The organism is Chitinophaga sp. SYP-B3965, assembly GCF_009647655.1.
GTDB lineage: Bacteria > Bacteroidota > Bacteroidia > Chitinophagales > Chitinophagaceae > Chitinophaga.
The window spans coordinates 563,290-577,943 of sequence record NZ_WJFD01000001.1 but is presented as its reverse complement, the minus strand read 5'-3'; the positions used below and the strand labels follow the sequence as shown (position 1 = coordinate 577,943).

The 14,654-nt window shown below is 46.4% G+C and carries 10 protein-coding genes; 2 read left to right on the top strand and 8 right to left on the bottom strand.

Translation table 11 applies throughout. From position 1 onward, the window contains the following. Positions 1-5 precede the first annotated feature (5 nt). The 3 genes from GFS24_RS02200 to GFS24_RS02190 all read right to left on the bottom strand — a co-directional run bounded on the left by GFS24_RS02200 (position 6) and on the right by GFS24_RS02190 (position 5,367). Complete coding sequence (locus GFS24_RS02200; protein ID WP_153657937.1) at positions 6-3,326, bottom strand: SusC/RagA family TonB-linked outer membrane protein; 3,321 nt, start codon at positions 3,324-3,326, stop codon at positions 6-8. Positions 3,327-3,526: 200 nt separating this feature from the next. Next, entirely contained in the window at positions 3,527-4,699 is a 1,173-nt protein-coding gene (locus GFS24_RS02195; RefSeq protein WP_153657936.1) for a FecR family protein, read from the bottom strand. 59 nt (positions 4,700-4,758) lie between these two features. Then, positions 4,759-5,367, bottom strand: coding sequence for an RNA polymerase sigma factor (locus GFS24_RS02190; RefSeq protein ID WP_153657935.1), 609 nt, complete (start codon positions 5,365-5,367; stop codon positions 4,759-4,761). Between the two features lie 38 nt (positions 5,368-5,405). Here GFS24_RS02190 and GFS24_RS02185 point away from each other — a divergent pair, with 38 nt between their 5' ends. Further along, positions 5,406-5,708, top strand: a complete 303-nt coding sequence (locus GFS24_RS02185) for a DUF1330 domain-containing protein (RefSeq protein ID WP_153657934.1) — start codon at positions 5,406-5,408, stop codon at positions 5,706-5,708. Here the strand turns inward: GFS24_RS02185 and GFS24_RS02180 are convergent. Then, entirely contained in the window at positions 5,705-8,890 is a 3,186-nt protein-coding gene (locus GFS24_RS02180) for a chemotaxis protein CheB (RefSeq protein ID WP_153657933.1), read from the bottom strand. The genes GFS24_RS02185 and GFS24_RS02180 overlap by 4 nt on opposite strands. Positions 8,891-9,043: 153 nt before the next feature. Beyond that, a complete protein-coding gene (locus tag GFS24_RS02175; RefSeq protein ID WP_153657932.1) occupies positions 9,044-9,961 on the bottom strand; it encodes a hypothetical protein in 918 nt (305 codons plus the stop codon). A gap of 73 nt (positions 9,962-10,034) precedes the next feature. On the opposite strand from GFS24_RS02175, the gene GFS24_RS02170 reads away from it, so the two are divergent. Next, positions 10,035-10,763: a GntR family transcriptional regulator gene (locus GFS24_RS02170; protein WP_153657931.1), complete on the top strand. Its 729-nt coding sequence runs from the start codon at positions 10,035-10,037 to the stop codon at positions 10,761-10,763. Here the strand turns inward: GFS24_RS02170 and GFS24_RS02165 are convergent. From GFS24_RS02165 to GFS24_RS02155, 3 genes are read right to left on the bottom strand one after another with little or no spacing between them, the layout of a single operon-like run. Further along, positions 10,760-11,578, bottom strand: coding sequence for an ROK family protein (locus tag GFS24_RS02165; protein ID WP_153657930.1), 819 nt, complete (start codon positions 11,576-11,578; stop codon positions 10,760-10,762). The two genes, GFS24_RS02170 and GFS24_RS02165, sit on opposite strands and share 4 nt — an antisense overlap. Next, complete coding sequence (locus GFS24_RS02160; RefSeq protein ID WP_153657929.1) at positions 11,575-12,858, bottom strand: MFS transporter; 1,284 nt, start codon at positions 12,856-12,858, stop codon at positions 11,575-11,577. The genes GFS24_RS02165 and GFS24_RS02160 overlap by 4 nt, the downstream gene beginning before the upstream one ends. After that, the gene (locus GFS24_RS02155) at positions 12,851-14,650 is read right to left on the bottom strand and encodes a class I mannose-6-phosphate isomerase (protein ID WP_153657928.1); all 1,800 of its coding nucleotides are present in this window, start codon (positions 14,648-14,650) and stop codon (positions 12,851-12,853) included. Before GFS24_RS02155 ends, GFS24_RS02160 begins: the two co-directional genes overlap by 8 nt. Positions 14,651-14,654: the final 4 nt, after the last annotated feature.

The window sequence follows — 14,654 nt, the reverse complement described above, 5'->3', positions numbered from 1 at the left end:
CTTTTTTAGAACCCGATGTTTACACCCAGTAAGAATTTTTTGCTGATAGGATATTTGGTACCGGAAACACCTTTCGTAGCACCACCTGCGGTCACAAAAGATACTTCAGGGTCCATACCGGAGAAGTTGGTGCCCGTCCAGAGATTATCCCCGCTGAGGAAGATCCTTACTGTACTCATCCTTAGTTTTTGTAAAACACCATCCGGCAGGTTATAACCCAGGGTTACGTTTCGCAGGCGGATATAACTGCCGTCTTCCAGGAAACGGGAAGATGGTTCGTTCGCTGCTTTGTTACCGCCCAGCAATGGTTTGGGATGTGTGGCAATATCACCGGGTTTGGACCATCTGCTCCAGCCTTCTGCCAGTACCATCTGGTTGTAACTATCATAGATCCCGTCTGAATCAAAGAACTGGCGGGAGCTGTTGAATACCTGGTTGCCCTTCACGAAATTGAAGAATGCATTCAGGGAGATGCCCTTCCAGCTAAAAGTATTCAGCATACCGCCGGTGAATTTTGGTGCAGAAGAAGTGCCTGTATATTGCAGCGTAGCCGCGTTATAAGAGTTAGTGTAAGTGAGATAGGTTTTACCATCTGCATCTGTGATGATCTTTTCCCATAACGGATCCCCATTAGCGGGATCCACACCTGCCCATATGCGCATATACCATTTGTCCATATCCTCGCCAAGGCCCACAGGCTGGTTGCTGCCGGGAGAGGCAAACTTATCGTTACCGTTCAGTTTGATCACTTCGTTCCTGTTCAACGCCAGGTTAAAGCTGGTTTCCCATTTGAAAGCACCTACGAGGTTACGGGTATTGAGGGTGAATTCTATCCCGCGGTTACGCAGGGAACCAATGTTCTCCATGATGTTGGAATAACCACTGGTCAACGGAAGCGGTTTCAGCATCAGGAGGGAACGCGCCTGTTTATCATACATGTCTATATTCAGGTCAATGCGTTTGAAGAAACTGATGTCCAGCCCTAAGTTATTCACGCGGATCTTTTCCCAGGTGAGGTCCGGATTGGCTTTCTGGGAAGGATAAGAGCCTGACTGTCCTGCATACGAGGCGGATTGATCATAAGTATATAAACCCAGTGACCGGTAATTTTCGGAAGGAGGATTACCTACGGTACCATGGCTGCCGCGTATTTTCAGGAAAGTGATCACGTTATTGCTCAGCATGAACTGTTCATTACTGATGATCCAGGAAGCGCCCAACTGGTAGAAATTACCGCCGGGTGTATTGTTCCCGAATTTGGAAGAGATATCATGCACGTAAGAGGCCAGGAAAAAGTACCGGTTATTGAAATTGTAATCTGCCTGTGCCAGCCATTTGGTGAAGCTGTATTCACTGCGGCCACCGGTAGGTGTTGTTTTAGCCTCCGTAGCGGTGGACATGGCCGTCATGCCCGCAGGCAGGCCACGGCCGGAGATACCATTATCATCATAATAATATTTCTCTGCTTCTCCCACCCCTAACACGGTGAGGTTATGATCTCCGAAGTTATTTTCATAACGCAGCCTGTTGGAACTGAGCAGGGTGTTACTGTAATTCACATTATGTGTAAGCAGTCCCTGATCTGCAGTCCCTTCTTTGGAACGCCGGTCGTAATACTCTATGGATTTATAGTTATAGATATTAGCCCTGTTGTAGCTGGATAAAGTGATGTGTTTGGTGATGGCATAATCCAGGTTCAGGTCGCCATTGAAACTCATTGCCCGGTTGTTGCTCAGGTTGAACTGCAGGGAATGCAGGAAGTTCTGCTGTTCCCTTCCCAGCCATCCGGTTCCGCTGCCAAAACGGGGCGTGCCATCTGCGTTGTAAGGTTTATCCCATGGCAGGTAAGTGTACGCGCCATAGAGTGTGCTGCTGTGGTGGTTATTATTCTTCAGGTATTCTCCGTTCAGCAACACGGCCATTTTGATCTTGTCCGTGAGCTTGTGTGTAATGTTCACGCGGAAGTTGTAAGCTGTTTTACTGTTGGTGAGCAGTGTACCTTCTTCTTTGTAGTAATTCCCGGCTGCATAGAACTGTGTTTTTTCACTACCACCGGAAGCAGAGAGCGTGTAACTCTGTGTCATGGCCCTGCGGAAAGCAATGTCCTGCCAGTCCGTATCCGTTTTCAGCACGGTGTCTGAACGGGTGGTGAAAGTTTTCTGATAATCATATAGCTGCTGGGAATTCATGAGTTTGAACTTCCCGTTATTGGCTTCGTTAAAGCCCACCACACTGTTCAACTCGATCCTTGTTTTACCGGCTTTGCCCTGGCGGGTGGTTACAATGATCACACCATTTGCAGCACGGCTACCGTACAGGCCTGTAGCGGCAGCATCTTTCAGGATGGTAACAGATTCCACATCATTGGGATTAAAGGTGCCGCCAATGTTGCCATCTACCACTATCAATGGTGAAATACCGGCAGCCAGTGTGCCCTGGCCGCGGATCACGATGTTAGCTGCAGAAGCAGGATCTCCTGAAGCAGTGCTCACCACCACACCGGAAGCTTTACCCTGCAAAAGGCTGTTCAGATTATTGGAAGTAACATCCCGCAGCTTTTCACGGGAAACCGTGGCTACGGCACTGGAGAGGTATTTTACATTCTTGGAAGAGTAACCCACTACGGTCACACCTTCAATATCTTTACTGGCAGGGATCAACTGGAGGTCTATGGAAGTTTTGCCTTTGATGGGCACTTCCTTTGTTTCAAAACCTATAAATGAAATGATGAGATGTGCATCATCCGGTACATTGGAAATGCTGAACACCCCGTCTGAATTGGTGGTGGCGCCTTTGGGCGAACCTTTCACCTTTACGGATACGCCGGGCAGTGGTACCCCCCTGTCGTCCGTAATACGGCCGCTGACGTTCACCTGTTGCATATCCGGCAGCTGCTCCATGGGTTTGCGGGAAATGATGATCACTTTGTCCTCAATGGTGTAATCCAGCAGCTGGCCCTCCAGCACTACTTTCAGGAAACCTTCCAGGGGCTGATCTTTTGCCTGCACATTGATGCTGGCGCCATCCCGCAGGATCGTTTTATTGTAGAAGAACACATAACCCGTCTGTTGTTTAACAACGGAAAATACTTTGGCGAGCGGCACATCTTTTCCCGAGAACGTAACGGTCTGGGAGCGGGTGCTGGCGCTCACATGCATACAAACGGCAAATAGAAAAACAGTAGTGATCTTCATCGTATTCACGATTGTTGTAAAGCAGGACCGCTGATATGGTATCGGAGCGGGCCTTACCTCGCTTAGTTTTTTGGTTGCACCTCCCTGCATACCGCAATAGAAGGCATACTTACAAAAAGTCCAGAAATTCATACTTTTGTAGCGATTTTAGGTTGACTAATAAGATCGTCTTGCCAGACTATTTAAAAAAGATGCCTGAAATTATCCGCAGGGGAGTGTTTGCAGCACTTCCCTGTTTCTATTTCCAGACGGTTATTGCGTTTAACTCATATCAATAGTTTTCCAGCGCCACAGGTGGCGGAATACGAAATAGATTTTTTATATGTTGATCCTTATGGCAGCACAATGAGTTTGCGCCCCTGTTCAATTCTAAATTTAACGTCGACTTTGGTAAGTATTTTAATGACCTGGGACAGCTGCAATGTTCTGGGTAACTCTCCTTCAAACTGCTGCTCAGGTATTTTTCCTTCGTAAATAATTTCCAGGTCGTACCAGCGGGCCAGTTCACGCATCACTTCGGGCAGGCTGGCGCCGCGGAAGTTAAAGAAACCGGCTTTCCATGCTGTTACCTGCTCCAGGTTCACCTGGTCCAGGATACGGAGATCTCCGTGGCTGTTGCTGATCTCAGCCTGCTGGCCGGGGGACAATACGCGGGATTGCTCATGTGAGCGGATGCGTACAATGCCTTCCAGCAAAGTAGTGTGGATGTTTTCCTCATCGGCATATGCATTCACGTTGAACTGGGTGCCCACAACCCTTATATCTGCATGATCGTTGATCTTCACAATAAAAGGCTGGGTAGTATTCCTGCTTACCTCAAAATAGGCTTCCCCTGTTATTTCCACCCGGCGTTCATTACCGGAGAATACAGTAGGGAAACGTAAGGAGGAAGCAGCATTCAGCCATACTTTTGATCCATCCGGCAATACCAGCTGGAACTTGCGGCCACGGGGCGTGGTGATGGTATTGAAACTCACCGCATCTGCATCTTCTGCATGATAACGAAGGCTGCCGTTATTTAACACTACCTGGGTACCGTTCTGTTTTGCTACGAGCCCGTTGCCCAGGGAGTCCAGTACGATGGTTTTTCCGTTGGCGAGGGTAAGGATGGCGCCTTCTTTACCGGGGCCTACATCATGCCCGCCCTTTGGTGTACTAACCACTTGTGTGCCGGAGGAGCGTTGCTGTAAAGCATACCATGTACCGCCTGCTAAACAAAGCACTAATATAGCGGCAGCGGCCACCCACCAGCGTGGTCTGCGGGAAGGTTCCGGCTCTTCTGCCGGGGATTGCTGTAATATGCGGTCCACCATGCGGTCTTTTTCTCCGGCGCTCAGCAAACTTTCTCCTTTCAGGGAATCCCATGCTTCTTTTAATAAAGGGGACACTGTTTCCGGACCCACCTTTCCCAGCAGCTGCAGGAATAATTCCTTTTCTGCGGGTGTGCACTGGTTTTGCATCCAGCGTTCAAATAATTCAGGTAGTCTTGGATCGGATATTTGCATAGTGATAATATAGGAACAACAGAATATTCAAAAAGGGGCTATTGGTTGAAAATTATTTTTTAGAGCCCGCTTAAAAGAAGGATCAGCAGCAACAGATCAGGGTGCCGGATCACATATTGCGTAATGGATTGGGTAGCGTACTGGATGTATTTTTTAACCGTTTCCCGGGAGAGGTTCATTTCTTCCGCTATTTCCTGGTACTTTTTGCCCTGTTTGCGGCTCAGGAGCCAGGCTTTTTGCTGCTGGGCAGGCAATTGCTCAATGGCTTCCTCCACGATGCTCAGGCCGGCCTCTATATCCTCCGCCTCCCATTCCATATGGAGGGTCTGCTCCCATTCATCCTGGCGTTTTCTTTCCCTGGTTATTTTTTTCAGGGCGTTCAGTGCATGATTGCGGGTGATCACAAAAAGATAAGTACGAAAGTTCCGTATACCGGAGAGGGTTTCACGGGCCATCCAGATCTGGAGAAAGATATCCTGCACTACCTCTTCTGACAGTTCTTTTGATTTGGTGAGCTGCCAGATGTAGGTGTGAAGGTGATCTGCATATTGATGGAACAGTTTTCGGAAAGCGCTTTCACTGCCTTCTGAAACTTGCTGCAAGAGTGGTTCACTGATATCTACAACCTTATTACGCAATTTTAGCTCTTTATTGGCGGTTGTAAACATATCAAAAAAAAGCGGATTTCATTTACCTTAGTACTCTTATGATCTATATTACCCAGCTCATTTATGTAAAGCCCGGGCAGGAAGCCATTTTCGATGAATTTGAAAAGGTGGCTATCCCCATTGTGGCAAAATATAATGGCCGCATGCTCTTTCGCATACGGCCAACACAGGAGAACTATATAATACAGCCAGATGAACTTCCATATGAAGTACACCTGGCTACATTTAATAGTGAAGAAGATTTTGAAGCCTTCAAAGCAGATAAGGAACGTGTAAAGTTCCTGCACCTGAAAGAAGCTTCCATTGAAAAGATGCTGCTGATACAGGGAATGGCCCTTTAGGCCAATTCTTCCGCTATTTTGAAATAAATATGGAACTTAGTGCCCTTTCCGGGTTCACTGGCCACGGTGATCTTGCCATTGGCAGCATCTACTATTTTCCGGGCAAGGTATAAGCCAATGCCGTTACCGTCAATATCAGTATGGATACGGCCATACATATCGAATATTTTGTCAAGATACTGCTCATCGATCCCAATCCCGTTGTCTTCTACGGTCAGCACAATATTGTCTTGCTCCTTTCTTGTATAAATATTTAATACAGGCCGCTGCCCCCCTTTAAATTTTATGCCATTTGAAATGAGATTGTATAGTATACTCCGCAGGTTCTTCTTCGAGAACAGGATCTTATCAATATCCAGATACCGGTTTATGGTCGCGTGGGCGTCTCTTATCTTATTATCCAGGCTCCATTCAATATTGTTGATGATCTCATGCATATCTACCATTTCCATGGTGATCATATCGCTCTCCATTTTGGCAATGGTGGCAATATCAATGATCAGCGTCCTGAATTTTTTAACAGATATATCAATAATGTCTAAAAAATCTTTCAGTTCGGGATCAACGATCCGGATCAGGTTCATCACGCCTATACTTTCCTCAATATTACTGAGCGGGGCCAGCAGATCATGAGATGCGGCATGCACAAAATTATCGAGGTCTGCATTTATACGCAGCAGCGATTCATTCCTTGCATCCAGTTTAAGTTGTGTGCTTTTTAATTCAGTGATGTCATTAAAGGTAACAATAGCGCCATTATTCTTATTATCCGCCTGCCGCACATAAGGCATGGTCATCACCTGGTACCATTTACCATCGTTTGTTTCTATCTCTTTCGTTATAACGCCGCCCTGGGAAAGCACCTCCTGGATATCGGTTACCAGTGTTTCAAATTTAATGTTTGTTGAAATATTACTGATAGGTCTGCCAATGTCTGTTTCCAGCAAATTGATCTGCTTTAAGGTGCCGGGAGAGAACTTCATTAAAAGCAGGTCGTTATTAATAAATAACTGCCCGTTTATATTACTTCTGAAGTAATTATTCAGATCATCGTTAATTTCCAGCAATTCTTTATTCCTGATCTGATAGTTTGAATTAATGGTATCCAGCTCTTCGTTCACAGATTGCATCTCCTCATTGGTACTTTGCATCTCTTCATTGGCGGAAAGTAATTCTTCATTAAAAGATTGCATGTTTTCATAAGATGCATCCAGCTGCTCATAAGCAGCATGCAATTTACCTTTCAGTTCTTTCAATTCTCTCTCCAGGTCCAGTGTATATTGGGCAAGGAATGTTTCCTCACTAATGGAAACCTTTTCTTTCAGTGCAACTGCGTGATCTTCACAAATGGTGATCATCAAAAAATCACCTGCACCTTTTTCCTGCACCAGTGGTGTTACGGACATCCGTACATTCATTGCCACATCGTCGTTAATTATTTCAATTCCTCCTACAGCTGCCTTCCCGTTAATTCTTAAAGCCCTTACACAAAGTGCATTAAATGCTATGGCCATTGGTTTGGGCAACAGTTCCAGCAGATCTAAACTAAAATTCTTTTGTAAAAGGTATTTTGCTGTATTCCCATATGATTTAAAAACCTGTTTATTCTCATCAATACAGATCACGAGGCAATCCATTTCATTAACAAGGGTATCATTCATGGCTTCCTCTAAAGCATTCCCCATGCTTTGAGGCATGATGTTCCGGATAGAAATAGATGGCGTACGCTTTATATCTCCCGGCTGAGGGATAGAAAAATTATCAAAACGTACATCCCGTTTTATATCCAGGTTCTTATAGATCTTCCAGGTTTTATCTATTTCCTGCAGGTTCTTAATGATGGGCATTGGGTTTTCACTGGAGCCTAAAAACAGGTATCCATCCTTTTTAAGCCCAAAGAGCAGCATGGAAAATACTTTCTTCTGCAGCACCGGCGTCATATAAATGAGCAGGTTACGGCAGCCAATAAAGTGCATATTGCAATAAGGCGGGTTCTTTACCAGGTCGTGCTGGGCAAAGATCACCATCTTTCTTATTTCAGGTTTTACTTTATAGCCATCTCCGGTCCTGATAAAAAACTTTTCAAGGCGTTCGGGGGAAATATGTTTTATGACGGCGGTATTATAGAGCCCCTTGCCTGCATGTACCAATGCTGTGCTGTCAATATCAGTAGCAAAGATCTTCACCACTGTATCACTCAATTTCCCCGTTAACTGTTCTGCTATGAGGATAGCCATGGAATACACTTCTTCCCCTGTGGCACAGCCTGCCACCCAAATTTTAAGCTCTTCTCCGGGGGTTAGTTTTTGAAGGATGTCCGGTATTACTTTCTGCCGGATCAGCTCAAAAGCTTCCGGGTCTCTGAAAAATGCAGTAACACTGATCAGGAAATCCTTCGCCAGCGCCGATACTTCTTCCGGTGTTTCTTTTAAAAAGTCCAGGTAACGCTCCAGTGAGGTGATATTATTACCGGCAGCCCTTCTTTTAGTTCTCCGGAGTATGGTAGTATGTTTGTAATCCGTAAAGTCAAGGGGAGATTTCTCTTTAATAAAGTCCACAATAGCAATTATATTTTTCTCATCTTCCTTATTATCCAGGAAGTAATCGCCGCCATATTTGATGTAATCTTCAATGGTATGTGGCATTAATGCGGGTTCTAAGATAAAATCCACAAGGCCGGTAGCAATGGCATTGGAAGGCATACTGCCAAAGGCCGTTCTTTCCGGATTGCGCGCTATCACCATCCCTCCCGCCTTTTTAATTGCTTTAATACCTTCCGTACCATCCATTCCCAGGCCGGAAAGGATAACCCCAATAGCTTTGCTGCCGCAATCAATTGCCAGGGACTTGAAAAAGAAATTGATGGTAAGATGCGGGGCTTTCTCTGCTGCTTTATCTGTTAAATGCAACCGTCCGTTTTGGATGGTCATAAACCTGTCGTTAGGGATAAGGTATACCTCATTGCAGCTTACCTGTTCACCATGCGCTGCTTCTTTTACGACTAATTTGCTATGCCGGGCCAGTAATTCCACCATGCGGCTTTTAAAATCAGGGGAAAGATGTTGTATGATCACGTAACACACACCATCTAAAGGGGTATGGTCAAAAAAGGAATTGATCTCCTCCATACTTCCTGCAGAAGCGCCTATGGCAATAATGTGATGAGGTACGGTGGCTGACATTAAATATATTTAAAGAGCTAATAGCAGACTACACTATAAAACGTTGATCTGTGCAATGTTAGCCCAATGTACAACTATATTTAAGTTTCCTCCTTTTTCGTAAAAGATTTTATAACAGCAATGGCAATCCGCGATTGCCATTGCTGTTTTTTTTCAGTAAGTGATACGCGGGAAATCCGTTTTTGCCTTCTTCCATTCCAGCTCCCAGCCGGCCGGCCATCCGAACGCCGTAGTGGCCAGGGCTTTCAGATCTGTTCTGGCAGCGCCACTGAAGAAGTGTACAAACTCCCCCCAGTTCATGAGGCGGGTGTACTTGTTATCTGCATCCTTCGGAAAGTTCTCTGATAGTAGTTTGAAAAAACGCACCAGTACTTCCGTTCCGCCATAATCCCTGTAAATGGGATACAACCAGTCCCGGAACCAGAAGGCGCCTGCTTTGGGGAAATTGTCAGACACCTGGTTCACATGGTTGAACCAGCGTTGCGATTCTGCCGTAAGCCCTAACCCCAGGTATACATCATACTGGAATATTTCCGCAAACTTACTGTCGCCCCACAACTGTGCACCATTACCTACAGAGCCCTTCGTATTGAAAGAAGTGGATTCCACAATATGAAATACTTCATGTGTGGGCAGGTCAATGCTGTTGCCGGATTGTGTTAACCAGGGGCCCGCACCGCAGTCTATAGTATTACGATAACCATGTGAAACATCATAATAATAACCGGGATGGCCACCGCCCAGTTTGTTGGTATGGAATATGGCATAGAGGCGTTGATCTTTACCATGGCCGCCATAGGTTTTCTTTGTGTAACGCCATACATCTCCCATGTATTTATAGGTCCATTTAATACTCGTGTCTACATCCTTGTCATAATAAACTGCTACATCATCATCATAGTAAACACGGGTCAATAGTTCTGTATGCTGAAACCAGGATTCCTTCCAGGTCTTAGCAGGCGTACCCGGTGGTTCCTGTGTACCAGGCCCGGGAGTACGGGTGTTATCACCCTTGGAGCATTGCAGGTTTAATAGGGCTAGCATAGCCACCAGCAGACTTGTTGTTCTCATAGCAAATGTTTTGTTTAAACATATAGACATTTATATCGAAAAAGCAATAGTTTTGCACGATCAATACAGCGTCATGAAATTGAAGATCAATCACAATAGCCATACCCCGCTACACATCCAGGCAGAAGAGTTGTTGCGCAAACTGATAGTGGAAGAGGAATATCAGAACGGGAAAATGTTACCCAATGAAGTAGATCTCTCCAAGCAACTGGCCATTTCAAGGTCCACCCTCCGGATGGCGCTCAACAAACTCGTGTACGAGGGCCTTCTGATCAGGAAAAAAGGCGTAGGCACTAAAGTGGCAGAAATGGCAGTTAGTTCCAAATCCATGAACTGGCTGAGCTTTTCCCAGGAAATGAAAGCACGCGGCATTGTGATCAAAGATTATGAAATGCATCTTACCTGGGTTTACCCGGATGAAAAGATTGCCAACTTCTTCGAAATAGGAACGGATAAAAAGATCCTGAAACTGGAAAGGCTCAGGGGTAAACCTGAATGGCCCTTCGTTTATTTCATCTCTTACTTTCATCCCCGTGTTGGCTTAACCGGCGAAGAAGATTTCAGGCGCCCGCTCTATGAGATCTTTGAAAAAGATCATTCTGTGATTGCCACTTTATCCAAAGAAGAGATCAGCGCTACTGCTGCAGATACTTTCATTGCTTCCAAGCTCAACGTAGATAATGGCAATCCTATCCTCTTCCGCAAACGGTATGTATTTGACCAGGGAGAACGCCCGATTGAATATAATCTTGGTTACTACCGGGCAGACAGTTTTGTGTATGCTGTAGAAAGCAGGCGTTAACCCCAGTAACTCGCAGCACCCAGCAGTGCTGCTTTCTCCCCCAGTTCTGATAAAACGATCTGTGTACCTTCCAACTGCAGGCTTTTCAGGAAAAGCGCATGTGCATGGGATATATTGCCACCCAGCACGATCATGGATGGCTGCGGTGTTATGGTCTGAAGGAACATCAAAAGATTAGCACTGAATTCACGGAACACGGCTGCCGCCGCTGCGGATGTATCTGCCAGCGCTGCAATGTTCTTTACATTTTCTTCTTTCATACCGCTCAATGCTTCATACCGCGTTATAAACCATCTTGTACTGAAATAATCTTCTGCCCTTGATGCCAGGAATGGACGGCACCAGAAAGATGCATCCTCCGCATGCCCCTCTGTGGCCACAGCAGAACCAAAACCTGTACCCAGTGTAAGCCCTAACACATTGCGCTGCCCTTTTGCGGCACCATTGAAAAGTTCTCCCTGCAGGAAACAGGCGGCATCATTGTTCATGATGATATCTTCCGGCTGTATGCCTAACGCTTCTGCCAACAGGGCTTTCACCGGCAAACCATACAACGCGTCATATTTATCCAATCCCTGTATCAAAGAAATACCTGCGGCATAATCAAACGGCCCCGGCATGGCAATACCTACTTTGTGTGTACCCTGCATGCTTTGCTGCATCACTGCACTCCAGCTGCTGATGATCTCTGCTGCAGTGCCTTTCCCATTCACCCGTTCCCGGTGATAAGTACCGGGCACTAAACTCCGGCTTTGCAGATCTATCAACGCTGTGGTAATATGTGAACCACCTATATCTACACCCAATACGCTCATATATGCCTGATTGTTCTTTGTATCTCTTCGAAAGATTGTCCTTTTGTTTCCGGTAATAATTTATATACCGTGATGAATGCCAGCACGCAGAAAGCAGCAAAGAACCAGAAGGTTTGCGCTGTACCAAAAGCATGCAGCAGCAAGGGCGTGATCTGCCCTACCAGCGTATCTGCCAGCCACATCACCATAATGCTTACAGACAATGCCCTTGCCCTGATATGATCAGGAAAGATCTCTGCGGCTATCACAAATTTCAACGGTCCTATTGAGAAGGCAAAGAAAGCCAGGAAGCTCATCACGCAAAGCAATAACGGTAAACCGGTAGCGCCCGTAAAGAAACAGATGCCTGTTAAAGCCAGGCTCACAGCTGCACCCGCAGTACCCCAGAGATACAATGGCCGCCTGCCCAGGCTGTCTACTTTCCATATCGCGAAAATGGTGAAGAATACATTGGCTGCACCAAAGATGATCTGGCTGATGAAAGAATTACTCAACGTAATACCTGCATCATGCAGGATGCTGGGGCCGTAATAAATGATAGCATTGATGCCGCTGAACTGTGAGAAGAGTGGCAACAGGATACCTATCAGCATGGCCCTTTTTATGTCCGGCGCAAATAGTGCTTTGTAGTTGCCGCTGGTTTGTTTTTCTCTCAGCAACCAGCGCGGGCTTTCTGGCACCTGTGTTAATCCTATCAGGAATAATACTGCAGGTATCACGCCCACACCAAACATGCCGCGCCATGCCTCTTTCACAAATAACCATTCCATCAAACTGCCCGTGGCGCTTTGTGCATGTACTTGTGCATAGTTGAGCAACATGGCATTGCTGAGATAAGCTACTAATATCCCAATGGTCACTGCCAGCTGGTAATAGGTAACCAGCCTTCCTCTTTTATCATCCGGCGCTATTTCAGATAAGTATAAAGGCACTACGGTGGAAGCGATCCCTACGGCCACACCTCCCAGGATACGGGCGGTAATGAGCCAGGAAAGGTCCGCAAACAAAGCACAACCAATGGCTGCCAGCAGGAATAAAGCGGCGGCAATGAACAGTAATTTCTTCCGGCCCAGCCTGTCGCTCAGGTCGCTGGAAAAGATCACGCCCAGGATACAGCCTGCCAGTGCGGATGATACAAACCACCCTTCCTGCAAAGCAGACAAACCAAACTGCACCCGCACGAAAGGTAAAATGCCGGACACCACGGCCATGTCGAACCCAAACAGGAAACCTCCAAGGGAGGCTACCATCGTGGTCATAACGAGGAAGGATCTATTCATACATGATATTACTAAAAACAGGATGTTCTTCTTTCAGAAATGCTTTGATCACTTTCGCGCGGCCTTTGCCGAGGTTAGTGATGGTATACGTTGCAGCGTCTGCCGGTATCACAAATGTTTCTGCATAGTGATATACCTTTTCTGCACCTGTTGCTGTTTTGATGGAGATGGAAGTTCCTTCCACCAGCATCATCACTAAACAGGTTTGTGCTGTTTCAAAACTAACCGTGGTATCCAGTTCAATGCGCTGCACATCATAAAAATGTTCCCGGTGTGTAGGCAGATGGATCAGTTGCCAGTCTTTTCCCTCTTCCAGCAAAGCCGGTACGGAGATCAGTTCTTTCTCCACTGCAGCGCCCTGCCTGCTGAATTGCAGGTTACGGAATGCATGTTCAATATTGATGGCCCTTGGTTCTCCGTCCAGACCCAGCCGCAGCCAGTCGTACATTTTAAATGTAAAGATGTACGGCGTGGCGCTGATCTCCAATACCAGGTTGTTTGCACCGGCACTGTGTACGGTGCCGTTAGGTATCAGGAACAGGGCATGTTTGCTGGCTTTAAAGGCCTGCACATATTGCCTGATGTTCACCGGTTGAGAGAACTTCACACTGTTATCCAGGTCTGCCCGGAAGGCAGCAGGATCAATATTTTCATGGAATCCGAGGTATACTTTCGCATCATCTTTACAATCCAGGATGTAATAGGTTTCGTCCTGTGTAATGGTTTCGCCAAAGTGTTCCCGGATGTAAGATAAGGAAGGATGACATTGAATGGAAAGATTTCCGCCATCGAAAGTATCCAGGAAATCAAAACGGATAGGGAAATCATACCGGAAGATGGATGCATGTTTGCCAAGGATGGCTTTATGCTGCAGGAACATCAGCCATTCAAAAGGCATTTCCAGCAGGTATCCATCGCTTTCAAATACTACGCCGTTCTCCGGCACGATCATTTCGAAAGACCAGGCAAAGTTCACTGCTTCCTGCGAGAGGCCGGGGATCTTTTCTTTCATCCATTGCCCTCCCCAGGCGCCGGGTTCAAACCATGGGCGAACGCGGAAAGTATCCCTGCAGACATTGTCTATCCCCTCCAGCAGGTCTTCCGCCATCGCCCATGTTATGGATTCCCCGCGCTGTGTATCCGCAAAGATCCGGATGCGTGGCAGCAAAGATTGTTTGTGCGCATTCAGGATCACCCAATCCACAAAGTATGCCTGCTTGTACATGTCTGCAAAAGCTTCACTTGAGCTGCTGCCCAGGTTCGCATTTACGCCTGCACGCATGCGGTATTGTAATTCATTCTTGGGAAGGTCCAGGTAGATCACCGGGGCTTTTTCATTTAACAGTGCTGCGCCGGTGCCTATAATGATATGTAAGGCACTTGTAACAGTATGTTCCTTCAGTTTAAAAAAATCCTTCAGCCGCAGATGGGTGCGCGTTCCCCAAACACTCCCCTCCTCTCCTAAGAAAGGCGCTATCATCGCATTGATCTCTTCTTCCTCCTTCATCGCATCTTTTGCAAAATGCCACACCACGGAAACGCCTCTGCGGTTAAATGCCAACTGTAAAGTTTCGTATAACTCATCCCACAAGATCCCAGTATAACCATCTATACATACCTCCTTTTGCAGGAGCATCCATTCCACTAATCCTTCGTAATCTGCATGCACCTTCCCTTTCCCCAGTGTGTGCCTGGGGTAGATATCGTATGCGCCTGTTAAACTCCCGTTCAATTGCACCGGTAAAAGCGGCTGCACAGCAACCCGCCTGTTTTCCTCCTTAATGTTCGACATTTTT